Genomic DNA, 21,043 nt, shown 5'->3' on the forward strand with positions numbered 1-21,043 from the left:
TCAATCGACCGCGACGGTCTGCAGGATCGCCCGTGCCAGCGCCGGCCCCGTGCTGGATTCGGCTTCGCCCACCAGGCGGTGGCCTGCCACCGCCACGAACAGGGTCTGCACGTCTTCGGGCACGACGTGGCCACGGCCGAGCAGCAGCGCATGTGCCCTGGCGGCACGCAGCAGGGCCAGGCCGGCGCGCGGCGACAAGCCCACGCGTACGCCAGCGTGCTGGCGGCTGCGGGTCAGCAGGGCCTGCACGTAGTCCACCAGCGCATCGCTGACATGTACCTGGCCGACGGCTTCGCGCAGCGTGCGGACCTGGTTGTCGTCCAGCTGCGGCAGCGCGCGGGCGATCAGGTCGCGACGATCGCTGCCGCGCAGCAGTTCACGCTCGGCCTGCGCGCTGGGATAGCCCATCGCCAGCCGCAGCAGGAACCGATCCAGTTGCGAGTCGGGCAACGGGAAGGTGCCCGACAGATCCACCGGATTCTGCGTGGCGATCACGAAGAACGGATCGGGCAGGGCGTGTGTCTGACCGTCGAGGGTGACCTGCTGTTCGGCCATCGCTTCCAGCAGGGCGCTCTGCGTGCGCGGCGGCGCCCGGTTGATCTCGTCGGCCAGCAGCACGTGGGTGAACACCGGCCCGGGATGGAACTGGAACTGGCGGCTGCCGGCGTCGTACACCGATACGCCGAGCACGTCGGCAGGCAGCAGGTCGGAGGTGAACTGCACGCGCTGGAAGCTCAGCCCCAGGCTGCTGGCCAGTGCGTGGGCCAATGTGGTCTTGCCGAGACCAGGCAGGTCTTCGATCAGCAGATGGCCGCCAGAGAGGAGAGCCACGAAGGCCAACCGCACCTCGTGCGCCTTGCCCAGCACCAGTGCATTGACCTGGTCCTGCGCATTGCGCAGGGACTGGCGCAGTTGATCGGTTAGCATGCTGGGCATGGGGGACGAAGCTGTCATGGTCGTCTCAAGTTCGGTAACCGGTCGATTCTATCCATAGAGCAATGCAGGGCGAACAGCGCGCACGTACGATTTTTCTCTGGTTATGGACGCTCGTCACAGCGGCCAAGCTTGCCGTGGCCGCACGCCTGCCGTTGTTCGTCGATGAGGCGTTCTACTGGCAGGAAGGCCAGCATCTGGCTGCCGCCTACTCGGATCTGCCGGGACTGACGGCGTGGTTGACCCGGCTGGGTGTCGAGGTCGGAGGCCAGCATGTGCTGGCGCTGCGACTGCCGTTCCTGGCCATTGGCGCACTGCTGCCGCTGCTGGTATCGCGCATTGCGGCACGCTGGTTCGGCAATGTTGCCGGTTGGCAGGCCGGCAGCTTGACGTTGTTGATGCCCTTGTCGGCCACGCTGGGCCTGCTGGCCGTACCGGATGTGCCGATGGCACTGGCGGCGGTGCTGTGCCTGGACGCTGGCGCACGCCTGCTGCGCAACGTTGATGCCTCCTCGGCAGTGAAGCTGGCGCTGGGCCTGCTGATCGGTGCGCTCAGCCACTATCGCTTCATCGGCGTGATCGGGGTCGGCTTCATCGCTTTGCTGGCGCTGCCGCAGGGCCGGCGCATGCTGGCCGATCCGCGCGTATGGGTGGCCTTGGCCGTTGGCGTACTGGCATGGCTGCCGCTGTTGGCCTGGAATGCCGACAATCACGATGCCGGCCTGAAGTTCCAGGTGGTCGAGCGCCACCCGTGGGCATTCGAGTGGCGTGGCCTGTGGTTCCTGATCATCCAGCCGATGCTGGTGACACCCGTCCTGTGCATCGCGATGTGGAAAGTTGCGCTGGCCGGTACCCGCAACGGCGGCGGCGCGCGCGTGCAGTGGCGCTATTTCGGCCTGGTCGGTGGCGTATCGACGCTGGGCATCTTCGCCCTGGGCTTCTTCACCGATGTCGAACGCATCAGCTTCCATTGGCCGCTGCCGGGTTACCTGGCCCTGCTGGTGGCGGTGCCGGTGATCCTCAACGGCTGGCCACGCTGGTTGCGGCGTACCGGCTGGTGGCTGGCCGGGCTGGGCATGGTGCTGGCCTTCGGCTATTACCTGATGGCGTCCTCGTCATCGCTGCGCGAGCAGTTGGCAGGCGACAAGTACTACCCGCGCAACTTCGCCGGCTGGCAGCCGCTGGCTGCTGCGGTCCGCGAGGAACTGCAGCAGATGCCGGAAGGCAGCCGCGTGCTGGCCGGGAACTTCAAGGTGGGCGCCGAACTGGGCTTCCAGTTGGGTCGTGGTGACATCGACGTGCTGCCGCATCCGCTCAACGACAAACACGGCCGCACCGCGCAGTTGGCGCAATGGGGCCAGGTGCATGAGGGCGAGCGCGACGTGCCGATGCTGCTGGTGCTGTCGCCCAGCGATCAGCGTTTCCGCGATCTGCTCACCCGCTATCACGCCATCTGCGAACAGGTCGGGCCGCTGCCGCCACCGCGCGTGGTCAGCAGCGATCACGGATTCCAGCGCTTCCTGCTGTTCCGCCTGCCGGTGCAGCGCGCCCAGGGGCCATGCGTCGCACCTGCGCTGGCCTGGCTGGATACCCCCTCCAATGGAGACGTGGTGAACGGGACGCTGGCGATCAAGGGCTGGGCATTCAAGGAGGGCGTTGGCCTGTCGCGGGTTGAAGTGCTGGTGGATGGTCGTTCGATCGGCGACGCCACCTATGGACGGGTGTTCGATATCCGCCACGCCTGGCCGGACAGCACCGATCCGCACCACCCGGCTGTCGGCTTCGATGCAACACTCGATACCACGGCGCTGGCACCGGGAAAGCATTGGCTGGGCCTGCGCCTGCACGGTCGCGATGGCAGCGTGGAGCTGTGGCAGGAGCAGCCCTTCGTGGTTGAAACGCGCTGAGGCAGCGTGCCTCGTGCCGGGGTTATGGCACCGCGAATCCGGCCCGGCGCAGCAATCCGCACAGCGCGATCAGCGGCAACCCGATCAGCGCGGTCGGGTCGCGGTTGTCGATGGCCTCGAACAGGCTGATGCCCAGGCCTTCGCACTTGAAGCTGCCAGCGCAGTCCAGTGGCTGCTCGCTGGCCACGTAGCGGGCGATCTCTGCTGCCTGCAGCGCGCGGAAGCGCACCTGGGTCATATCCATTGCCGAAAAAGATTCTCCGTCACGGGTGAGACTGATGGCCGTGTGGAAGCGCACTGTCTGCCCGGACATCGCCGCCAGCTGCGCACAGGCGGCCTGCACCGTGCCCGGTTTGCCCAGCGCCTGCCCGTTCAGGTCGGCCACCTGGTCCGAGCCGATCACCCAGCTGCCGGGATGGCGGGCGGCCACGTCGGCCGCCTTGGCGCCGGCCAGGCGTGCCGCCAGCGCCAGCGGCGCCTCGTCGGTCTCCGGAGTCTCATCCACCTGCGGGCGTGCGCAGTCGAAGGGCAGGCCCAGCCGTTCCAGCAGATCGCGGCGGTAGCGGGAGGTGGAGGCCAGGACCAGGGCAGGCATGCGGGAATTCCGGGGCGGGGGCGCGGCAGTCTGGCCCGCCAACGCCAGCCACAGCAAGCCTTTCGTGGCAGTCATTTGACACAGGAGCGGCCGATCCTTAATATTCGGCGGCTTATGTCCGCGAACGTGCCCGAAACGCTGGATGCCTGGCGGATGGTCGTAGCGCGAAGGCGCTTCGACGGTCAGGTAGCCCTGGCTGAATTGACTCGCCTGCAGGGGCTTGTCGCCGATACCGAGGGTGAGTGTAATTACTCGCTCGAATTCGGTCGCGACGAGATCTTGCGGGTATCCTATGTGGAACTGACCATCGATACCGCGTTGCCGCTGACCTGTCAGCGCAGCATGCAGCGTTTCCTGTTGCCGGTGAAGATGACCCAGAGGCTTGGCCTGATCCGCGACGAGGACGAGGAATCGTCCTTGCCGGAGGAATACGAGGCGTTGCTGGTGCCGGAAGATGGCCAGCTGCGTCCGTTGGACCTGGTCGAAGACGAACTGGTGCTGGCGGTGCCTGTGGTACCGCTGTCGCCGGACGGCGAGGCAGTCGACAAGGACTGGGCGCCGACCGAAGAAGAAACTGAAAAGGCCAATCCGTTCGCGGCGTTGGCGGCATTGAAGAAACAATAGCAGCCGGTTGTCGTCGGCGGCTGCGGCGAAAGCGAAAAGTGTGCTGGGCGCTGGCGTCCTGTGCGACGAAACGACGAAGCAAAACGAACCGAGTTTGGAGCAATCCCATGGCTGTCCAGAAATCCCGTGTTACCCCGTCCCGTCGCGGCCAGCGTCGTTCGCATGACGCCCTGAGCGCCAAGCAGCTGTCGACCGACCCGACCACCGGCGAAGTGCATCTGCGTCACCACATCACTGCTGACGGTTTCTACCGCGGCAAGAAGGTCATCCAGACCAAGTCTTCGGCTGTCCAGGAAGACTGATGTGCCGGAAGGTCGCTGCCCGCTGGGCAGCGGCCTTCGCCTTCTTTCCCGGGCCCGCCGGTGAACGGCGGCTCGTGCAACAGGAAACATGATGAGCAAGCGGATCTACTCGAGGATCGCGGGCACCGGCAGCTATTTGCCGGAAAAAGTCCTGACCAACGCCGACCTGGAAAAAATGGTCGAGACCTCGGACGAGTGGATCCAGACGCGCACCGGTATCCGTGAACGGCACATCGCTGCCGAAGGCGAAACCACCAGCGATCTCGGCTACCAGGCCGCGCTGCGTGCGATCGAAGCCGCTGGTATCGACGCTTCGCAGCTCGACATGATCGTGGTCGGTACGACCACTCCTGATTTGATCTTTCCCTCCACCGCGTGCCTGATCCAGGCCAAGCTCGGTGTGAGCGGCTGCCCCGCTTTCGACGTCAACGCAGCCTGTTCGGGCTTCGTGTTCGCGCTCAGCGTGGCTGACAAATTCATCCGCTCCGGTGATGCCCGCCATGTGCTGGTGATCGGCGCGGAAACCCTGACCCGCATCGTCGACTGGGAAGACCGCACCACCTGCGTGCTGTTCGGTGATGGCGCGGGCGCTGTCGTGCTCAAGGCCGACGAAGAAACCGGCATCCTCAGCACCCACCTGCATTCGGATGGCAGCAAGAAAGAGCTGCTGTGGAATCCGGTCGGCGTTTCGGTCGGTTTCGGTGAAGGCACCAACGGTGGCGGCACCATCAACATGAAGGGCAACGACGTGTTCAAGTACGCCGTCAAGGCGCTGGACTCGGTCGTGGACGAAACCCTGGATGCCAACGGCCTGACCAAGTCCGACCTGGACTGGCTGATCCCGCACCAGGCCAACCTGCGCATCATCGAGGCCACCGCCAAGCGGCTGGAGATGTCGATGGACCAGGTCGTGGTCACCGTCGACAAGCACGGCAATACCTCGTCCGGCTCGGTGCCGCTGGCACTGGATGCTGCCGTTCGTTCCGGCAGGGTCGAGCGCGGCCAGCTGCTGCTGCTGGAAGCCTTCGGTGGTGGCTTCACGTGGGGTTCGGCCCTGCTGCGCTATTGATAGTGCCAGTTACGACATCGTGAACCGTCGTTACGGCCCCTCTGGGGCCGTAATGCGTTAAAGGAGACTGTCATGGTTGAGCCCATCGTCATCGAAGGGCAGCGCGCCTGGCTGAAGCAGTACGGCGAAGGAAGCCGAGCAGTGGCCCTGGGCCTGCTCAATTTTGTTGCCCGCCGGTTCCATCTCGATGCCCTGCGCCCGCCGCCGCACCGCGGTGGCGACGCCGCGCGCGAAACCGAGGCCCGCCGGCTGGCGGAACTGCAGGCGCAGGGGGTGAACGTGCCCGCGGTGATCGGCAGCGGCCATGCCGCGCTGGTGATCGGCGACAACGGCAGCTCGTTCAATACCTGCCTGCGCGAGGCCGATGATGCCGGTCGCGATCGCCTCGTGGCCGCGGCAATGCAGGCCATCGCCGAAGCACACGCGCGTGGCGCCTATTTCGGCCAGCCGCTGCCGCGCAACCTGACCTGGGATGGCCAGAACGTCGGTTTCATCGACTTCGAGGAAGACCCGCTGGAAGTCATGGACCTGGCCGAAGCGCAGGCGCGTGACTGGCTGATGTTCGGCTACGGCGTGGCCAAGTACTACGCGGACCGCCCCGAACGCCTGCAGGCGATGATGGCCGAGGCGATGAACGGGGTGCAGGCACCGGTGCGTGCGCATGTGCACGCCGTCAGTGGCCGTCTGCAGCGCCTGGCGCGGGTGTGCATGAAGCTGGGGCGGTCGGCGCGTGCGCTGGCCCACTCCATCTTCATCACCCACGGTGCCACCACGCTGGGCCTGCTGATGGTGGTCGGCCTGTGCATGGACTGGTTTGCCGACGGCGAGCTGGACATCCTGCAGCTGCTCTGCTGATCGCGGTCCGCCGGGCATGGCCCGGCGCTACCGGTAGCGCCGGGCTATGCCCGGCGGACCCCGTATCGCGGCACTGTCCATACGCCGTGCATACGCGCACGTACAGACGACACGGCATGTTCCCCCTTATCATGGCCCGCTTCGATTGCAACAAGCGGATGACCGCGTGACCGTATCCACCCTCGCTTTTGTCTTCCCCGGCCAGGGCTCGCAGTCTGTGGGCATGCTGGCCGAGCTGGCCGAACTGCACCCGCAGGTGCGTGAGGCCTTCACCGAGGCATCCGATGGTGCCGGCGTCGACCTGTGGGCGTTGTCCCAGGGCGGCCCGGAGGAAATGCTCAACCGTACCGAATACACCCAGCCGGCCCTGCTGGCCGCCAGCATCGGTGCGTGGCGCGCCTGGAACGCCGTGGGCGGTCCGCGTCCGTCGGTCCTGGCCGGCCATAGCCTGGGTGAGTACACCGCCCTGGTCGCCGCCGGCGCCCTCAGCCTGCACGACGGTGCGCACCTGGTGCGCCTGCGTGGCCAGCTGATGCAGGACGCCGCTCCGGCGGGTGTCGGCGCCATGGCCGCCGTGCTCGGTGCCGAAGACCAGCTGGTGCTGGACGTCTGCGCCGAAGCTGCCGGCAGCCAGGTGGTCGTTCCGGCCAACTTCAATTCGCCGGGCCAGATCGTGATCGGCGGCGACGCTGCCGCGGTCGACCGGGCGCTGGCGCTGCTGGCCGAGAAGGGCGTGCGCAAGGCGGTCAAGCTGGCCGTCAGCGTGCCCTCGCACACCCCGCTGATGCGCGAAGCCGCCAACCGCTTGGCCGAAGTGATGGCCGGCCTGTCCTGGCAGCTGCCGCAGCTGCCGGTGGTGCAGAACGTCGATGCCAAGGTGCACGACGGCGTGGACGCGATCCGCGCCGCGCTGGTGCAGCAGCTGTACCAGCCCGTGCAGTGGACCGGCTGCGTGCAGGCGCTGGCCGCCCGTGGCGTCACCCGGATTGCCGAGTGCGGCCCGGGCAAGGTGCTGACCGGTCTGGTCAAGCGCATCGACAAGGCCATCGACGGCCGTTCCCTGGCCACCCCGGGCGACTTCGAAACCGCCCGCGAGACGTGGTCGGCCTGATTGCCCCTGTTCCTGCCGACCGTGCCGGTAGCCGCTGCAAGCGGCACGGGTGCGGCGGCCGCCCCAGCCTGAGGAAAACATCATGAGCAAGCCCCTGCAGGGTGAAATCGCACTGGTTACCGGTGCCAGCCGTGGCATTGGTGCCGCCATCGCCGATCTGCTGGCCGCCCAGGGCGCCACCGTCATCGGTACCGCCACCACCGAGTCCGGCGCCACCGCGATCGGCGAGCGCCTGGCTGCCCACGGCGGTCACGGCCGCGCGCTGAACGTCACCGACGCCGCTGCGCTCGATGCCGTGCTTGACGGTATCGCCAAGGAATTCGGCCCGATCTCGATCCTGGTCAACAACGCCGGCATCACCCGCGACAACCTGCTGATGCGCATGAAGGAAGACGATTGGGCGTCGATCATCGACACCAACCTGACCAGCGTGTTCCGTACCAGCAAGGCCGTCATGCGCGGCATGATGAAGGCGCGCAAGGGCCGCATCATCAACATCGCCTCGGTGGTGGGCGTGACCGGCAACGCCGGCCAGGCCAACTATGCCGCCGCCAAGGCCGGCATCATCGGTTTCTCCAAGTCGCTGGCCAAGGAAATCGGCTCGCGCGGGGTCACCGTCAACGTGGTCGCGCCGGGCTTCATCGACACCGACATGACCAAGGCGCTGCCGGAAGAAGCGCGTACCGCGCTGATCGGCGACATCGCCCTCGAACGCCTGGGTTCGCCGGAGGACATCGCCCATGCGGTGGCGTTCCTGGCCAGCCCGGCTGCCGGCTACATCACCGGCGAAACTCTCCATGTGAACGGCGGCATGTACATGCCGTAAGCAAGGGGCGCAGGGATCGCGCCGCAAGTGGTTGATCTGCGAGGATTTTTGCTGCAATGCAAGGTCACGCCGGTTTCCACTACACTATCCCACGGCCATCGCCTTTGATGGCGACCACTTTTGAACCACTACTCCATCTGGAGCGATATCCCATGAGCACCATCGAAGAACGCGTCAAGAAAATCGTCATCGAACAGCTTGGCGTCAAGGAAGAAGAAGTCACCAACAGCGCATCGTTCGTCGATGACCTGGGCGCTGACTCGCTGGACACCGTCGAGCTGGTGATGGCGCTGGAAGAAGAATTCGAGTGCGAGATCCCGGACGAAGAAGCCGAGAAGATCAGCACCGTGCAGGCTGCGATCACCTACATCACGGCCCACGTCAAGGCCTGATGCAGGACGTCAGTGCGCGTGCGGGCGTTGCGTCCGGCGCGCACGACACCCCATGGGGCCGCTGTTTGCGGCCCCGTGTGTTTGCGCACCACACCGAAGTAAACCGCGTTACCCGCAAAGAACGTTCGGGTCAGGAGAATCAGCAATGAAGCGTCGCGTCGTCGTAACCGGCCTGGGTATGGTCTCGCCGTTGGGCAATGATCTGGCCAGCAGCTGGGAAGGCATCACCCACGGTCGTTCGGGCATCGGTCCGCTGACCAACGTTTCTGATGCCTACCTGGAACGGTTCACCACCAAGATCGCAGGTGAGGTCAAAGGCTTTGACATCACCGCCGACAACGAACTGTTCGGCAAGTACCGGGTCAGCGGCAAGGATGCCAAGAAGATGGACCCGTTCATCCATTACGGCCTCGGTGCCGCCTTCATGGCCCTGCATGATTCGGGCCTGGAGATCACCGACGCCAATGCCGACCGCATCGGCGCCATCGTTGGCGCTGGCATCGGCGGCCTGCTCGGCATCGAAGAGCAGACCATCGAATTCCACGAAGGGAAGAAGATCTCTCCCTTCTACGTGCCCAAGACCATCATCAACATGCTGCCGGGCCAGCTGAGCATCATCAGCGGCCTGAAGGGCCCGTCGTTCTCGGCGGTCTCGGCGTGCGCCACCTCCAACCATTCCATCGGCACCGCCATGCGCATGATCCAGTACGGCGATGCGGACGTGATGGTGGCCGGCGGTGCAGAGCGCGGCTCCTCGCCGACGGCGCTGGGCGGCTTCTGCGCGATGAAGGCGATGAGCACCCGCAACGATGCTCCGGAACAGGCCTCGCGCCCGTGGGACAAGGACCGTGACGGCTTCGTGCTGGGCGACGGCGCCGGCATCCTGATCCTGGAAGAGTACGAGCACGCCAAGGCGCGTGGTGCGAAGATCTACTGCGAGCTGGCCGGTTTCGGCGCCAGCTCCGACGCGTACCACATGACCGCGCCGAGCGAGAACGGCGAAGGCGCTGCGCGCTGCATGACCATGGCCATGAAGGACGCCGGTGTCACCCCGGAACAGGTCGGCTACCTCAACGCGCATGGCACCTCGACCCCGCTGGGCGACCTCGGCGAGACCATGGCGATGAAGACCGCCTTCGGCGACCACGCCTACAAGATGATGGTCAGCTCCACCAAGTCGATGACCGGCCACCTGCTCGGCGCTGCCGGCGGCGTGGAAGCGATCTTCTCGGTGCTGGCAATGCGCGACAACGTGATTCCGCCGACCATCAACCTGCAGCAGCCGGGCGAAGGCTGCGACCTGGACTACGTGCCCAACGAAGCACGCCAGGCCAAGGTCGACGTGGTGATGTCGAATGGTTTTGGTTTCGGCGGCACCAACGGCACGCTGATCTTCAAGCGCGTCTGATCGCACCGGTAGGGTCGAGCCATGCTCGGCTCGGCCAACCACGAGGCCGCCGCAAGGCGGCTTCCGTGTATCCGTCTCCCGAACTGGCTGCCATGACCCACGCCCCGCTGATCCACCCGCTGCCGCACCCGATCGACCTGCTGGCCCTGCAGCAGCGCGACCCGGCGCGTTTCCCGCTGCTGATGGAGTCCACCGCCTCGGGCACTGCGCAGGGCCGCTGGAGCCTGCTGCTGGCCGCGCAGGGCGATACGCTGCAGCTGGACGCCGATGGCCAGGTGCGCGACCAGCACGGCGCGGTGCAGCCTGGCAGCTTCCTGCAGGCGCTGGACCGCGCATGGCAGGCACGGCGGTTGCCGCACGACGGCGGCCACGCGCTGCCGTTCCGCGGTGGCTGGGCGCTGATGCTCGATTACGAGGTGGCCAGCCAGGTCGAACCGGTGCTGCCGGCGCGCGCGCGCGATGACGGCCGGCCGACCGCACTTGCCCTGCGCTGCCCGGCCGCCGTGCTGCACGACCACCAGGCCGACGCCAGCTTCCTCGTTGCCGAAGCGGGCGAGCAAGCGCTGCTGGACTCGCTGGTAGCGCTGGTAGCGGGTGAACTGCCGCCGGCCGGGCAGGGCTGGCAGCCGCCACAGTCGGTCAGCGAAGACGAGCCGCAGCGCTTCACCGAGGGTGTGCGCCGGGTGATCGACTACCTGCGCGCCGGCGACGTGTTCCAGGTGAACCTGTCGCGGCGCTGGAGCGCGCACTTTGCAGCACCGGTCAGCCCGCAGGCGCTGTACGCGCAGCTGCGGCGGGCCAATCCGGCGCCGTTTGCCGGCCTGTTCAGTGCGCACGGCCGGCATGTGGTCAGCTCGTCGCCGGAACGGCTGGTGTCGGTGCATGGCGGCCACGCACAGACCCGCCCGATCGCCGGCACCCGCCCGCGCTTCGAGGGCGACGACGATGCCGCGCGCATCCAGGAACTGGTCGGCCATCCCAAGGAGCGCGCCGAACACGTGATGCTGATCGACCTGGAGCGCAACGATCTGGGGCGCATCTGCCTGCCCGGCACGGTCGTGGTGGACGAGCTGATGACCGTGGAAAGCTACGCCCACGTGCACCACATCGTCAGCAACGTCAGCGGCCAACTGCGCGCGGACGTCACCCCGGGCGAGGTGATCGCCGCCACCTTCCCCGGCGGCACCATCACCGGCTGCCCGAAGGTGCGCTGCATGCAGATCATCAGCGAACTGGAGCAGGTGCCACGCGGCGCGTACACCGGTGCGTTCGGCTGGCTGAACCGCGATGGCGACCTGGACCTGAACATCCTGATCCGCACCGCCGAGGTGGACGGCAACGAGGTCAGCTTCCGCACCGGAGCCGGCATCGTGGTCGACTCGGACCCGGACAAGGAACTGGACGAAACCCGGGCCAAGGCCCGCGGCCTGCTGCGGGCGCTGGGGCAGCAGGGGTGATCGATTGCCGCCGCCGGGCATGGCTTGTGGGTGCCGACCGTTGGTCGGCACGGATGCCCCCATGGCCGTTCATCCACGCATGGCGTGGATCTACTGGAGATGGCGGGTGGGTGCCGACCGTTGGTCGGCACGGACGCGTGCCCCCGGTCATGACCCCGCCCCGCCGGGCACGGTATCCTGCACGACGGAATCGAGTTCAGAGGTAGTCCATGGCGGGAGCCAAGCGCGGGTGTCTGTTGGTGGTAACGCTGCTGCTGGTGCTGGCCGCCATCGTGGCCGGCGCGGGCGCGTGGTTCTTCTACAAGCAGAGCCAGTTCGCCGACGTGCCGTTGACCCCCAGTGCGGACAGCGTGGTCATCGCCAGCGGCGATGGCATGAACAGCGTGCTGCGCAAGCTGCGCGAGGCCGGCGTAGACGAGGGCCAGGACACCCAGTGGCAGCTGCTGGCGCGCCAGCTCGATGCCGCCGGCAAGCTGAAAGTGGGCGAGTACGCACTGAGCAAGGACCTGACCCCGCGCGAGCTGCTGCTGCGCATGCGCGCGGGCAAGGTGCTGCAGCACCGCGTCACCATCATCGAAGGCTGGAACATCCGCCAGCTGCGCGCCGCGCTCAAGCGTGCCGATCCGCTGCTGCACACCACCGATACCCTCGATGACGCAGCGCTGATGGACCGCCTCGGTTTCGCCGGCCAGCATCCGGAAGGCCGGTTCCTGCCGGAAACCTACGTCTACCAGCGCGGCGACAGCGACCTGGACGTGCTCAAGCGTGCCCACGGCGCGATGGAAAAAGCGCTGGACGAAGCCTGGGAAAGCCGCGCGCCGGATCTGCCGATCAACACGCCCTACGAGCTGCTGACGCTGGCGTCGATCATCGAAAAGGAAACCGCGCTGGCCAGCGAGCGACCGCAGATTGCCGGCGTGTTCATGCGCCGCCTGAAGATCGGCATGCGCCTGCAGACCGATCCGACCGTGATCTACGGCATCGGCGCGGCGTACGACGGCAACATCCGCCGCCGCGACCTGACCACCGATACGCCCTACAACACCTACACCCGCTCTGGCCTGACCCCGACCCCGATCGCCATGCCCAGCCGCGACGCGCTGATGGCCGCCGCACAGCCGGCACCGGGCGATGCGCTGTACTTCGTCGCGGTGGGCGATGGCAGTGGCGCACACGTGTTCTCGCCCAGCCTGGACAAACACAACGCCGCCGTAGCCCGCTACCTGCAGCAGCTGCGCCAGCAACGCACCCAGGAGACTCCGGCGCAATGAGTTCCGCGCTGTTTCGCCATCCCCGTTTCGTCAGCCTGGAAGGCGGCGAGGGCGCGGGCAAGACCACCGCCATCAACGCCATCCGCGAGTGCCTGCGGCGCCACGGCCATGAGGTCGTGTTGACCCGCGAGCCCGGTGGCACGCCGCTGGCCGAGCGCATCCGCGGCCTGGTGCTGAAGCCCGATGCCGAGATTGCTGCCGAGAGGCTCAGTGCCGAGGCTGAGCTGCTGCTGGTGTTCGCCGCACGCGCGCAGCATGTGCGCCAGGTGATCCAGCCGGCGCTGCAGCGCGGCGCCTACGTGCTCAGCGATCGTTTCACCGATTCCAGCTATGCCTACCAGGGCGGCGGTCGCGGCCTCGACCCGCAGTGGATCGCCGACCTGGAGCGCCGCGCCGTTGGCCTGCTGCCCGGCTTGACCCTGTTGTTGGACGTGGACGTGGCCGTCGGCCGTGCGCGTGCCAATAGCCGCGACCTGTGGCCGGACCGCATCGAAAGCGAGCAGGACGATTTCTTCCAGCGCGTGCGCGAAGTGTTCCGCAGCCGCGCACAGCAGGACCCGCAGCGTTTCGCGCTGGTTGATGCAGGCCAGGTGCAGGAGCGCGTGGCCGCCGATGTGGTTGCGCGTGTCGAGCGCTGGCTGCAGCAAGGGGAGGGCGCATGAGTACGTTCTCGCCCTGGCAGCAGCGCGCGTTCGACCAGACCGTGGCTGCACTGGATGCGGATCGGCTGGGCCATGGCCTGCTGATCTGTGGCCCGGCCGGGCTGGGCAAGCGGGAGGTGGCCCTGGCGTTGGCCGACCACGTGCTGGCACGCGGGGATGGCGCGCATGCCACCCGCACCCGGCAGCTGATTGCCGCCGGCACGCATCCCGACCTGCAGCTGATCAGCTTCATTCCCAACAAGAGCGGCGACAAGCTGCGCACCGAGATCGTGATCGAGCAGGTGCGCGAGATCAGCAACAAGCTGGCGCTGACCCCGCAGTACGGCGTGGCGCAGGTGGTGATCGTCGACCCGGCCGATGCCATCAACCGTTCGGCCGCCAATGCGCTGCTGAAGACCCTGGAAGAACCGCAGCCCGGGCGTTACCTATGGTTGATCAGCAGTGACCCGGCGCGCCTGCCGCAGACCGTGCGCAGCCGCTGCCAGCGCCTGGAATTCAAGCTGCCGCCGCGCGAGGAAGCGCTGGCCTGGCTGCAGCAGCAGGGCCACAGCGAAGCGGCCGCGCGCGAGGCACTGGATGCAGCACGCGGCCACCCCGGGCAGGCCGACAACTGGCTGCGCGAGGATGGCCTGAGCCTGCGTCGGGAGATCGGCCGTGAGCTGGAGCAGCTGGCTGCCGGCAAGGCCGGCGCGGTGGAGCTGGCGCAGAAGTGGTGCGCCGATGACAACGCGGCGCTGCGCCTGCGCTTCGCCGCCGACCTGGCGCTGGCCCAGGCCAGCACCGATGCCTTGACCACGCCGGAGCGATTGCACAAGCTTGCAGCCTGGTTCGATGCGGCCAACCGCACCCGCGACCTGCTGCGCACCACCGTGCGCGCAGACCTTGCGGTGGTCGAGTTGCTGCTGGCCTGGAACAAGGTGAACGAGCGGCCTGCCGCAAGGGGAAATCGATGAGTGCCAGCAACGCCCGCCAGGGCATCCTGTCCCTGGCAGTGAAGGACAAAGCCGCGCTGTACAGCGCGTACATGCCGTTCGTGAAGAATGGCGGCATCTTCGTGCCCACGCCCAAGCGTTATTTCCTGGGCGATGAGGTGTTCCTGCTGCTGACCCTGCCCGATTCCAGCGAGCGCCTGCCGGTGGCCGGCAAGGTGATCTGGGTGACCCCGGCCGGTGCGCAGGGCAACCGCACCGCCGGCATCGGCGTGCAGCTGGCCGATGGCCAGGAAGGCGAGACGGTGCGCCACAAGATCGAAACGATCCTGGCCGGCCTGACCGGTTCGGACAAGCCGACGCATACGATGTGATTCCGCTAGCGCCGGGCCATGCCCGGCGGCCTCTGGAAACGCGCGTGAACACGAATGTGAAAACTGTTGACGGTCTCTGAAAAGCCCCTATAATGAGCGGCTCAGCAACACACCGGGCGGTTAGCTCAGCGGTAGAGCATTGCCTTCACACGGCAAGGGTCACAGGTTCGATCCCTGTACCGCCCACCATGTTGCAGAACGAAAGAAGCCTCCAGCGATGGGGGCTTTTTTGTTGCCTGCGATTTACCCGGGCTGGTTTGCCACCGCTGTGATCGCATCGCCGAGACCTGTCTGCGCGGCATGCGCGATCTGGCGCGCGGCCAGCAGCAGACCATTTCGATGGAAGTCGCAGATCTGCTCGTCGGTATTTCCGTCCACGCGTGCGCGCTCTGCCGCGTGCAGAAGATCGAGCACGGCGGTCAGTGCGGACAGTGAACGGCCGAGGGAGGCGAGGGTCTGTGCGTTGAGCCTCTGCGTGGTGCACGGCTGGCCGTCTTCGCCATCTCCCCTGCGGATCGCATCCAGGAAGGTGAAGAACATCGGCTGCGCGGGAGGGAGCTGCTGCTCCTTCAGTGCGCACTCGATCTCGCGTGCGAGGTCTCTGGGAACGTCGCTGGCGATGTCGCCGATCAGGGCATGCAGGCGCGGGAAGAGGACGGTGTTGTTGGTCATGGCGGAACCCTCACTGGCATAGAGCCACCTTCCAAAGAGAAGGTGGCGGACGGTGCGGGTTGGCGTACCGAGGCAGAAAGGCTCACAGGGAGAAAAGGCCTGGCGGATCCTGCGATCCCCACACACCGCCCGCCATTGAAGGCAGTCGGTGCATTCTCATTGCTGCGATAGAAATCGCAGCATCCAGTGAGCCTGTTCGTTTATTCGAGACGCCAATCCCGGCCAAGGCAACCTGCCTCGGCCCGGCGATCATCGAGTCGAACAATCACACTGGTCTGTAAGGAAATTTCGCAACTGCACCCGGGCGTACCGCGAGTTCCCCGATCTGTGCGTGACAGCACCCGCACGCCGTGCGGCGCATCACTGATGGCGTAAACCACCGGCCGCGCTGTCCCTGGGCTTGGCGTCACCCTGCATGCACGAACGTGGCGATCACGTCACTCCGCGCGGCGCATGCCATCGATGGAAGCAGAGGGTTCCATCCGTGCGCTGTCCCGCCGGCCTCGGCGGGCGTAATCTCGGCCCATTGCCGCGCCCCCTCCCATCCCTGGAGTGCCACCATGCCGCTCGCCCGTATCGATCTTCGCAAAGGTAAATCCGTCGAGTATCGCCAGCGTGTCGGCGAAGCGATCTACCAGGCCATGCGCGCCGTCGGTGTGCCGGAAAACGATCGCTTCCAGATCTTCCAGGAGCACGACGCCGGCACGCTGGTGTACGACCCGGGTTACCTGGGCATCGCCCGCACCGATGATTTCATCTGCATCCAGATCACCTGGAACGAAGGGCGCACGCTGGAGCAGAAGAAGGCGTTGTATGCCGGTATTGCCGATGGACTGCACGCGGCGGTGGGCATCCGCCGCGAGGATGTGTTCATCAACCTGGTGGAAGTGAAGCGGGAGAACTGGTCGTTCGGTAATGGGGTGGCGCAGTACGTGAGTTGATGCGCGAAGCGCATCCACGCATGGTGTGGATCTACTGCGGGCAGGGCAGAGGCTGGGAGGCCAATCTGCGCTTGGCGTGGATCTACACTTCGCTGCCCACCTGCGGGGTCTGCTTGACCGCTGCGCTGCTGGCCGCCTTCACCGATTCGGCGCTGTTGGGTTGCTCGCACTCGATGCTGGTGCGATAGCCGTCGCTGCCGATGCTGTGCTCGGCGCGCTTGACCAGCCACTCGCCATCCACGCCATCGCGAAAGCCCTGCATGATCACCGTAGCCTCGGCCATCAGCGTCTCGCGGCCTGGAAGGCTGTAGCTCAGCGTACGCGTCTGCCGCGCCTGCTCGCGGTGCTTGGCGCGTGCTGCGGCTTCGGCGGTTTCGCGGTCGGCATAGGCCATGCGCAGGCGCACGATCGGCTCGCCGCTGCCCACCTTCACTTCCTGGCGCTGCGCGCCACGCACATCGCGGTAGTAGGCGATGGTGGTGCCGGCATCGTCGCGGGCGGCGATGGTGACGCGGTAGCTGCTGCCATCGGCCGGCGTAAGTGTCACCTCCGGAATGCGCTCGCCACTGGCGGTGGTCGATTCGCCACGTTTGACCAGCATCAGCCGGCCGCCGCCCGGTTTGGCGATGGCGTCGTGCTGTTTGGCCAAGCGCAGCAGCAGGTTCATGTCCGACTCCTGCGATTGCACCGTCAGCGGCAGCCCGATGGATGCCAGCGACGCACTTACCGCAGCGGTCAGGCCGTGTTCGGCGGCCATCCGCGTGACCATGTCGCCAATCGTCGTGCCTTTTTTCCACGTGCGTGTTTTCTGCGTCTGCAGATCGTTCTTGCCGCCTTTGCTGGTTTCAAACGGCGCGGCACGTGCGCGCAGGGTCATGCTGCCGGGATAGCCTGAAATCTCCACCTCGTCGCAGACGTACAGGCCCATTCGCCGCACTTCGCCGTCGTAGCCGATGAAGGCCTCCAGCTCCGCGCCCACCGGCGGCAGCTGGATCGGATCGTTCGGATCGTGGTCGGCCAACTGCAGCTCCAACGTGTCCGAGCTGTTGCCGGTCTCGTCGGTGATGCGCAGTGACTTGAAGCGCGACATGATCTTGTCGGTGATGTCCTGGCTGTTTGCCACCACGCGGAACGCAGGTGCGATGTTCAATCCCACAGCGATACTCCCTTGCGCTCCTTGGCGGGGCGCTGCACGTCCGGCAAGACAATCGCCACACCAGCCGTGAGCACCGCGCCGCGCGCGGCCAGGCCGGGGTTGGCATCGAACACCGCGCGCAGGATCGCCGGCGATTGTTCGCCATAGTGCGCGTAGGCAACGCGGTCGACGACATCGCCATCACGGGTGTTATACGTTCGTGCCATCGCTGTGCTTCCGGAGAGTGAGTGTGAAGTCCTGCTTCTGGATCTGGCTGTCGACGGTGAATTCGCTGGAGGTGACGTCGATTTTCTCGATGACCCACAGACCCAGGTTGCCGCCCTTGCCGGTCAGCAGACGCTGCGGCTTCCCCTGGCTGGCCAGCTTGCGCAGTTGCGACATCTCGTTGCCAGCGCCACGGAACAGCGGGTAGACAACGCCCGGCAGTGTCATGGTGGCCGAGCCCGGGCCGGTGTACTGCAGTGCAGGCATCTGGCCGATGCGATCCTGGGCCTGCCAGCGGAAATCGTTGGACTGCTGGATCTGCTGGAATACGGCCGTGTTGAGGCTGAACTTGAAGCCGCCCAGCATCAGCAGCACCGGCGCGTTGCCGGAATCATTGCCCTTGAATTGCGACAGCAGCTTGTCTACTGCGCCGGTTACGAACTCGCGCTTCATGCTTAGTTCCTGTCTCCCAGGGTGGCGCGGGCCTGCACGGCCTGCTGGTGCTGCAGCGCATTGGCGGTACGCCGTGCCAGCGCCTCGCTGGATTCACCCGGTTGCTGGTGGATGGTGATGTTGTTGGTCTGTTGCTGCTGCACGGTGGTGGGGGTGCGTGCGGTGGCAGAGGAGGGCATCGGCGGTGCGGCGCGGCCTTGGGACGGCGCGGGTAATCCAGGTGCGCGGCGGTCCACGACGGCGCTGTGCAATCCGCCCACGGCAAGACGCACGGGTGGCATCGCGACCTTGCCATCCCTCACGGCGGCGTAGCCGGCAGCTGCGCCGTCGGCCACACCCACTGCCATACGAGCACCATCCACTGCTTTATCTTTGGCCATGCCCAGGGCGCTACCGACCTTGTCCATCACTCCGCCGACGAAGTTCATCAGCGGAGCCAGCTCGGCCATGATGTAGCCGATCGCCGCCGTTGCCTTTTCGGAGATCCAATCCCATACGCCGCCCAACGTGACGGAGATGAATCCAGCGACCGTACCGATGACATCACCGAGGAGGGAGATGGCTTCAACCACAACCCCGACTACCTGGATGACCAGACGGAAGTTGGCCAGCAACGCCGTGCCCACCAGCGAGCCGATCTCCGCTACGCGCGAGAGTTCGTTGCCGGTGTACTGCGCGGGAGCCAGCATTTTGGAGAGCCAGTCCCATGCCTGGCCCAGCAGCCCGCCGACCGCTTCCCATGCCGGGCGCAGCGGCTCGACGGCGCGCATCAGTTCGCCCATGGCGGCGGTTCCTGCGCCGCTGAGGCCATCCCAGACGCCACCGAGGAAGGCCTTGATCGGCTCCCAGTACTTGCGCACCAGCAGGGCGCCAGCGGTGATGGCGGCGATGGCGATGGCGATCGGACCGCCGCCGATGGCACCGACGGCGGTGGCGACCACGCGGAACCCCGACGCCAGGCGCATTGCCGTCGGACCGAACTGCCCCATCTGCGCCAGCAGGCTGCCGCCGCGGAACAGCTCGAAGGCCTTCTGCACCGCCAGGATCGGACCCTGCAGGAACGTCCACGCATAGCGCACGCCGAGTACTGCAGTGCGCATGCCCATCAGGCCGACCACGACCTGGGTGGTATTGGCGATCAGCTTCGGGTTTTCCTGCACGAACGACGCAACGCCGTTCAGCAGTTCGGTCAGCTTCACCGCCGCCTCACCCACGGCCGGCAGCAGCGCAGCGCCGAAGGCTTTGGACAGGTTGTCGACGGCGATCTTGGCGCCTTCGATCTTTTCCGGGTCGGTCTGCAGCTTGGCCGCAAAGCCGCTGTCGGTGGTGCCCGCCGAGCTGTTGAGCGCCTTGTCGCGGATGCGGACGTACTCATCCCAGTTCTGGATCATCGGACGCACGAAGTTCTGCGCCTGTGCATCGCCGAACAGCTTGCCGATCTTCGCCTGGTCACCGGCGGTGGCCTGGATGATCGCCTGCATCGCCGCGTCGAACGGATTGCCACCGCTGCTCTGCGCTTCGCTGATGATCCTGCGCAGGTCCAGCTTGAAGCCTTTCTTGGCACGGGCCTGCAGGTCGGGCGAGAGGATGCTGGCCATGAAGCGTTGCATGTTGCCGGCCGCTTCGTCGGCACCACCGGCGCCTTGCCGGGCGACATCCAGCGCAGCGCCCATGGTGGCGGCGGCCGCGTTGCCGTGCATCTGCAGCGACTGGAATGCGCCGCCGAGCACCGGCAGTGCACCGGCCATGTCCTTCAGGCCCAGTCCACCGTTCCTGCCTGCCACCACCAGCACATCCAGCGCCGATTGCAGGCCGGCCGGATTGATCTTCAGTGCCTGCTGCAGGCCCGATGCGGCCAACGTGACATCGTCGATGCTCTCGCCGGTAGCGGTGGTGGTGCGGCCGATCGCACCCAGGCTGGACTGCGCGGTCTGCGCATCCACGCCTGCGGCGACCAGCTGGCTGACCGCGCGCTGCAGTTCGCCCGCGCCTTGGTGGGTACGGCTGGATTCGGCCAGGATGGTCTGGCCCAGCGCAGCGACCTGGGCGCGGGTCAGGTTGGCGGCGTTGCCGATGGCCTGGTTCTCGCGCGCGAAGCCGGCGGCGTTCTCCACCGGTTTGGCCAGCGTGGTGATGGCGCTGCCGAGCATGCCGCGCGCATCGCCAAACGCCGAGCCCAGCTTTTCGCGCTTCTCAAGATTCGCCGTGCGCTTGTCTTCGATCCGCTGCAACGCTTCCTGGGAAGCGCGCAACGCATCGGCCTCGGCACGCATGCGGGCGAACTGGTTGCTCGACCTGCCCATGACATTGAGCTTGCGCTCGAGCCTGTCGGCCTCATCGCCAAGGCGCTTCAGGCCATCGTTGCTGAAGGACAATGCGTCCTGCAACGACCGGGAAACCGAGCCGCCGATCGTGATCGTTGTCGTTTGAACGTTACTCGCCATGTACCGGCAATCCCTGTATCCACCAGATGAACTTCGACACCCGCAGCGTCATGATCTCGCGCAGGCCCCAGCCGGTGTGGCCGGCCAGGGCGAGCGCTCCCTGCCTGATCTGCGGCAGGGTCAGGTGGTAAAAAGCGCGACGCCGGCCTGCAGGCGGGCGTAGTCGCGCAGCGGCATCCTGCGCACGTCATCCGGTGCGATCTCGCACAGGTTGGCGATCATGCGCACTTCGCGCTGGGCGTCAGTGCCCTTGTCGTCCTGGTAGCGCTCCATGTCTTCCACGGTCGGTTCGCGCATGCGCAGCACGGCGGTGTCCACGCCGTTGACCTGGCGCGGGCGGGAGAGGGTGATTTCGGCATAGCCGTCGCGTTCGATGACGGTGTCGGCGGTGGTCTTGGTCTTGCTGGACATGGCTGTGTTCCCGGATGTCGATGAAGGTGCGGTGGATCCGGGGGCGC

At 66.5% G+C, this 21,043-nt stretch carries 23 protein-coding genes and 1 tRNA gene; 16 read left to right on the forward strand and 8 right to left on the reverse strand.

Translation table 11 applies throughout. The features are described 5' to 3' along the window. Positions 1–954, reverse strand: coding sequence for an AAA family ATPase (locus ACUXVE_RS12045; protein ID WP_093817484.1), 954 nt, complete (start codon positions 952–954; stop codon positions 1–3). A gap of 44 nt (positions 955–998) precedes the next feature. Between ACUXVE_RS12045 and ACUXVE_RS12050 the strand changes: the two genes are divergently transcribed. Next, the gene (locus ACUXVE_RS12050) at positions 999–2,840 is read left to right on the forward strand and encodes a glycosyltransferase family 39 protein (RefSeq protein WP_093817485.1); all 1,842 of its coding nucleotides are present in this window, start codon (positions 999–1,001) and stop codon (positions 2,838–2,840) included. A gap of 22 nt (positions 2,841–2,862) precedes the next feature. Here ACUXVE_RS12050 and ACUXVE_RS12055 read toward each other — a convergent pair whose 3' ends face one another. After that, positions 2,863–3,435 (reverse strand): Maf family protein, encoded by a 573-nt coding sequence (locus ACUXVE_RS12055; protein WP_093817486.1) that lies wholly within the window; start codon positions 3,433–3,435, stop codon positions 2,863–2,865. Positions 3,436–3,549: 114 nt separating this feature from the next. Between ACUXVE_RS12055 and ACUXVE_RS12060 the strand changes: the two genes are divergently transcribed. The 14 genes from ACUXVE_RS12060 to ACUXVE_RS12125 all read left to right on the forward strand — a co-directional run bounded on the left by ACUXVE_RS12060 (position 3,550) and on the right by ACUXVE_RS12125 (position 14,904). Then, a complete protein-coding gene (locus ACUXVE_RS12060) occupies positions 3,550–4,059 on the forward strand; it encodes a YceD family protein (RefSeq protein WP_049465184.1) in 510 nt (169 codons plus the stop codon). A gap of 107 nt (positions 4,060–4,166) precedes the next feature. Beyond that, positions 4,167–4,361 carry a 50S ribosomal protein L32 gene (gene rpmF, locus ACUXVE_RS12065; RefSeq protein ID WP_025879386.1) on the forward strand — a complete coding sequence of 65 codons (195 nt, stop codon included), beginning with the start codon at positions 4,167–4,169 and terminating at the stop codon, positions 4,359–4,361. A 91-nt stretch (positions 4,362–4,452) separates the two neighbouring features. Continuing rightward, a complete protein-coding gene (locus ACUXVE_RS12070; protein ID WP_093817487.1) occupies positions 4,453–5,430 on the forward strand; it encodes a beta-ketoacyl-ACP synthase III in 978 nt (325 codons plus the stop codon). Between the two features lie 72 nt (positions 5,431–5,502). Continuing rightward, positions 5,503–6,285, forward strand: a complete 783-nt coding sequence (locus ACUXVE_RS12075) for a serine/threonine protein phosphatase (RefSeq protein ID WP_093817488.1) — start codon at positions 5,503–5,505, stop codon at positions 6,283–6,285. Between the two features lie 166 nt (positions 6,286–6,451). After that, complete coding sequence (gene fabD, locus ACUXVE_RS12080; RefSeq protein ID WP_025874079.1) at positions 6,452–7,396, forward strand: ACP S-malonyltransferase; 945 nt, start codon at positions 6,452–6,454, stop codon at positions 7,394–7,396. An 82-nt stretch (positions 7,397–7,478) separates the two neighbouring features. Next, positions 7,479–8,222: a 3-oxoacyl-ACP reductase FabG gene (fabG, locus tag ACUXVE_RS12085; protein WP_093817489.1), complete on the forward strand. Its 744-nt coding sequence runs from the start codon at positions 7,479–7,481 to the stop codon at positions 8,220–8,222. A 152-nt stretch (positions 8,223–8,374) separates the two neighbouring features. Then, a complete protein-coding gene (gene acpP / locus ACUXVE_RS12090) occupies positions 8,375–8,614 on the forward strand; it encodes an acyl carrier protein (RefSeq protein WP_025874077.1) in 240 nt (79 codons plus the stop codon). A gap of 145 nt (positions 8,615–8,759) precedes the next feature. Continuing rightward, positions 8,760–10,022 carry a beta-ketoacyl-ACP synthase II gene (gene fabF, locus ACUXVE_RS12095; protein WP_025874076.1) on the forward strand — a complete coding sequence of 421 codons (1,263 nt, stop codon included), beginning with the start codon at positions 8,760–8,762 and terminating at the stop codon, positions 10,020–10,022. A gap of 92 nt (positions 10,023–10,114) precedes the next feature. After that, positions 10,115–11,479 carry an aminodeoxychorismate synthase component I gene (locus ACUXVE_RS12100; RefSeq protein WP_445514472.1) on the forward strand — a complete coding sequence of 455 codons (1,365 nt, stop codon included), beginning with the start codon at positions 10,115–10,117 and terminating at the stop codon, positions 11,477–11,479. Between the two features lie 209 nt (positions 11,480–11,688). Beyond that, positions 11,689–12,750 (forward strand): endolytic transglycosylase MltG, encoded by a 1,062-nt coding sequence (gene mltG, locus ACUXVE_RS12105; RefSeq protein ID WP_099841998.1) that lies wholly within the window; start codon positions 11,689–11,691, stop codon positions 12,748–12,750. Then, positions 12,747–13,412 carry a dTMP kinase gene (gene tmk, locus ACUXVE_RS12110; RefSeq protein WP_445514473.1) on the forward strand — a complete coding sequence of 222 codons (666 nt, stop codon included), beginning with the start codon at positions 12,747–12,749 and terminating at the stop codon, positions 13,410–13,412. Before mltG ends, tmk begins: the two co-directional genes overlap by 4 nt. Next, complete coding sequence (locus tag ACUXVE_RS12115) at positions 13,409–14,365, forward strand: DNA polymerase III subunit delta' (protein WP_445514474.1); 957 nt, start codon at positions 13,409–13,411, stop codon at positions 14,363–14,365. Before tmk ends, ACUXVE_RS12115 begins: the two co-directional genes overlap by 4 nt. After that, the gene (locus ACUXVE_RS12120) at positions 14,362–14,715 is read left to right on the forward strand and encodes a PilZ domain-containing protein (RefSeq protein WP_025874071.1); all 354 of its coding nucleotides are present in this window, start codon (positions 14,362–14,364) and stop codon (positions 14,713–14,715) included. Before ACUXVE_RS12115 ends, ACUXVE_RS12120 begins: the two co-directional genes overlap by 4 nt. A 114-nt stretch (positions 14,716–14,829) precedes the next feature. After that, positions 14,830–14,904: transfer RNA gene (locus tag ACUXVE_RS12125), tRNA-Val, on the forward strand. A 54-nt stretch (positions 14,905–14,958) separates the two neighbouring features. Here ACUXVE_RS12125 and ACUXVE_RS12130 read toward each other — a convergent pair. Continuing rightward, entirely contained in the window at positions 14,959–15,387 is a 429-nt protein-coding gene (locus ACUXVE_RS12130; RefSeq protein ID WP_445514475.1) for a hypothetical protein, read from the reverse strand. 560 nt (positions 15,388–15,947) lie between these two features. Here ACUXVE_RS12130 and ACUXVE_RS12135 point away from each other — a divergent pair. Further along, entirely contained in the window at positions 15,948–16,328 is a 381-nt protein-coding gene (locus ACUXVE_RS12135) for a tautomerase family protein (RefSeq protein WP_080150818.1), read from the forward strand. Positions 16,329–16,410: 82 nt separating this feature from the next. Here the strand turns inward: ACUXVE_RS12135 and ACUXVE_RS12140 are convergent, their stop codons facing one another. The 5 genes from ACUXVE_RS12140 to ACUXVE_RS12160 all read right to left on the reverse strand — a co-directional run bounded on the left by ACUXVE_RS12140 (position 16,411) and on the right by ACUXVE_RS12160 (position 20,996). After that, positions 16,411–17,484 carry a phage late control D family protein gene (locus ACUXVE_RS12140; protein WP_222390524.1) on the reverse strand — a complete coding sequence of 358 codons (1,074 nt, stop codon included), beginning with the start codon at positions 17,482–17,484 and terminating at the stop codon, positions 16,411–16,413. Next, complete coding sequence (locus ACUXVE_RS12145; RefSeq protein WP_093817497.1) at positions 17,475–17,690, reverse strand: tail protein X; 216 nt, start codon at positions 17,688–17,690, stop codon at positions 17,475–17,477. Before ACUXVE_RS12145 ends, ACUXVE_RS12140 begins: the two co-directional genes overlap by 10 nt. Then, positions 17,674–18,141 (reverse strand): phage tail protein, encoded by a 468-nt coding sequence (locus ACUXVE_RS12150; protein ID WP_093817498.1) that lies wholly within the window; start codon positions 18,139–18,141, stop codon positions 17,674–17,676. The genes ACUXVE_RS12145 and ACUXVE_RS12150 overlap by 17 nt, the downstream gene beginning before the upstream one ends. Before the next feature lie 2 nt (positions 18,142–18,143). Continuing rightward, complete coding sequence (locus tag ACUXVE_RS12155; RefSeq protein WP_445514476.1) at positions 18,144–20,585, reverse strand: phage tail tape measure protein; 2,442 nt, start codon at positions 20,583–20,585, stop codon at positions 18,144–18,146. Positions 20,586–20,705: 120 nt separating this feature from the next. Beyond that, positions 20,706–20,996: a phage tail assembly protein gene (locus tag ACUXVE_RS12160; protein WP_093817500.1), complete on the reverse strand. Its 291-nt coding sequence runs from the start codon at positions 20,994–20,996 to the stop codon at positions 20,706–20,708. Positions 20,997–21,043: the final 47 nt, after the last annotated feature.

The organism is Stenotrophomonas sp. 3(2025) (assembly GCF_052665395.1).

Coding starts and splice junctions, on each gene's coding strand:
- ACUXVE_RS12120 (WP_025874071.1), top strand. CDS start 14,362: ATGAGTGCCAGCAACGCCCGCCAGGGCATCCTGTCCCTGGCAGTGAAG.
- ACUXVE_RS12155 (WP_445514476.1), bottom strand. CDS start 20,585: ATGGCGAGTAACGTTCAAACGACAACGATCACGATCGGCGGCTCGGTT.
- ACUXVE_RS12150 (WP_093817498.1), bottom strand. CDS start 18,141: ATGAAGCGCGAGTTCGTAACCGGCGCAGTAGACAAGCTGCTGTCGCAA.
- ACUXVE_RS12055 (WP_093817486.1), bottom strand. CDS start 3,435: ATGCCTGCCCTGGTCCTGGCCTCCACCTCCCGCTACCGCCGCGATCTG.
- ACUXVE_RS12115 (WP_445514474.1), top strand. CDS start 13,409: ATGAGTACGTTCTCGCCCTGGCAGCAGCGCGCGTTCGACCAGACCGTG.
- fabF (WP_025874076.1), top strand. CDS start 8,760: ATGAAGCGTCGCGTCGTCGTAACCGGCCTGGGTATGGTCTCGCCGTTG.
- ACUXVE_RS12100 (WP_445514472.1), top strand. CDS start 10,115: ATGACCCACGCCCCGCTGATCCACCCGCTGCCGCACCCGATCGACCTG.
- ACUXVE_RS12070 (WP_093817487.1), top strand. CDS start 4,453: ATGAGCAAGCGGATCTACTCGAGGATCGCGGGCACCGGCAGCTATTTG.
- acpP (WP_025874077.1), top strand. CDS start 8,375: ATGAGCACCATCGAAGAACGCGTCAAGAAAATCGTCATCGAACAGCTT.
- ACUXVE_RS12075 (WP_093817488.1), top strand. CDS start 5,503: ATGGTTGAGCCCATCGTCATCGAAGGGCAGCGCGCCTGGCTGAAGCAG.
- ACUXVE_RS12045 (WP_093817484.1), bottom strand. CDS start 954: ATGACAGCTTCGTCCCCCATGCCCAGCATGCTAACCGATCAACTGCGC.
- rpmF (WP_025879386.1), top strand. CDS start 4,167: ATGGCTGTCCAGAAATCCCGTGTTACCCCGTCCCGTCGCGGCCAGCGT.
- ACUXVE_RS12160 (WP_093817500.1), bottom strand. CDS start 20,996: ATGTCCAGCAAGACCAAGACCACCGCCGACACCGTCATCGAACGCGAC.
- tmk (WP_445514473.1), top strand. CDS start 12,747: ATGAGTTCCGCGCTGTTTCGCCATCCCCGTTTCGTCAGCCTGGAAGGC.
- ACUXVE_RS12145 (WP_093817497.1), bottom strand. CDS start 17,690: ATGGCACGAACGTATAACACCCGTGATGGCGATGTCGTCGACCGCGTT.
- fabG (WP_093817489.1), top strand. CDS start 7,479: ATGAGCAAGCCCCTGCAGGGTGAAATCGCACTGGTTACCGGTGCCAGC.
- ACUXVE_RS12135 (WP_080150818.1), top strand. CDS start 15,948: ATGCCGCTCGCCCGTATCGATCTTCGCAAAGGTAAATCCGTCGAGTAT.
- ACUXVE_RS12130 (WP_445514475.1), bottom strand. CDS start 15,387: ATGACCAACAACACCGTCCTCTTCCCGCGCCTGCATGCCCTGATCGGC.
- mltG (WP_099841998.1), top strand. CDS start 11,689: ATGGCGGGAGCCAAGCGCGGGTGTCTGTTGGTGGTAACGCTGCTGCTG.
- ACUXVE_RS12050 (WP_093817485.1), top strand. CDS start 999: ATGCAGGGCGAACAGCGCGCACGTACGATTTTTCTCTGGTTATGGACG.
- ACUXVE_RS12060 (WP_049465184.1), top strand. CDS start 3,550: ATGTCCGCGAACGTGCCCGAAACGCTGGATGCCTGGCGGATGGTCGTA.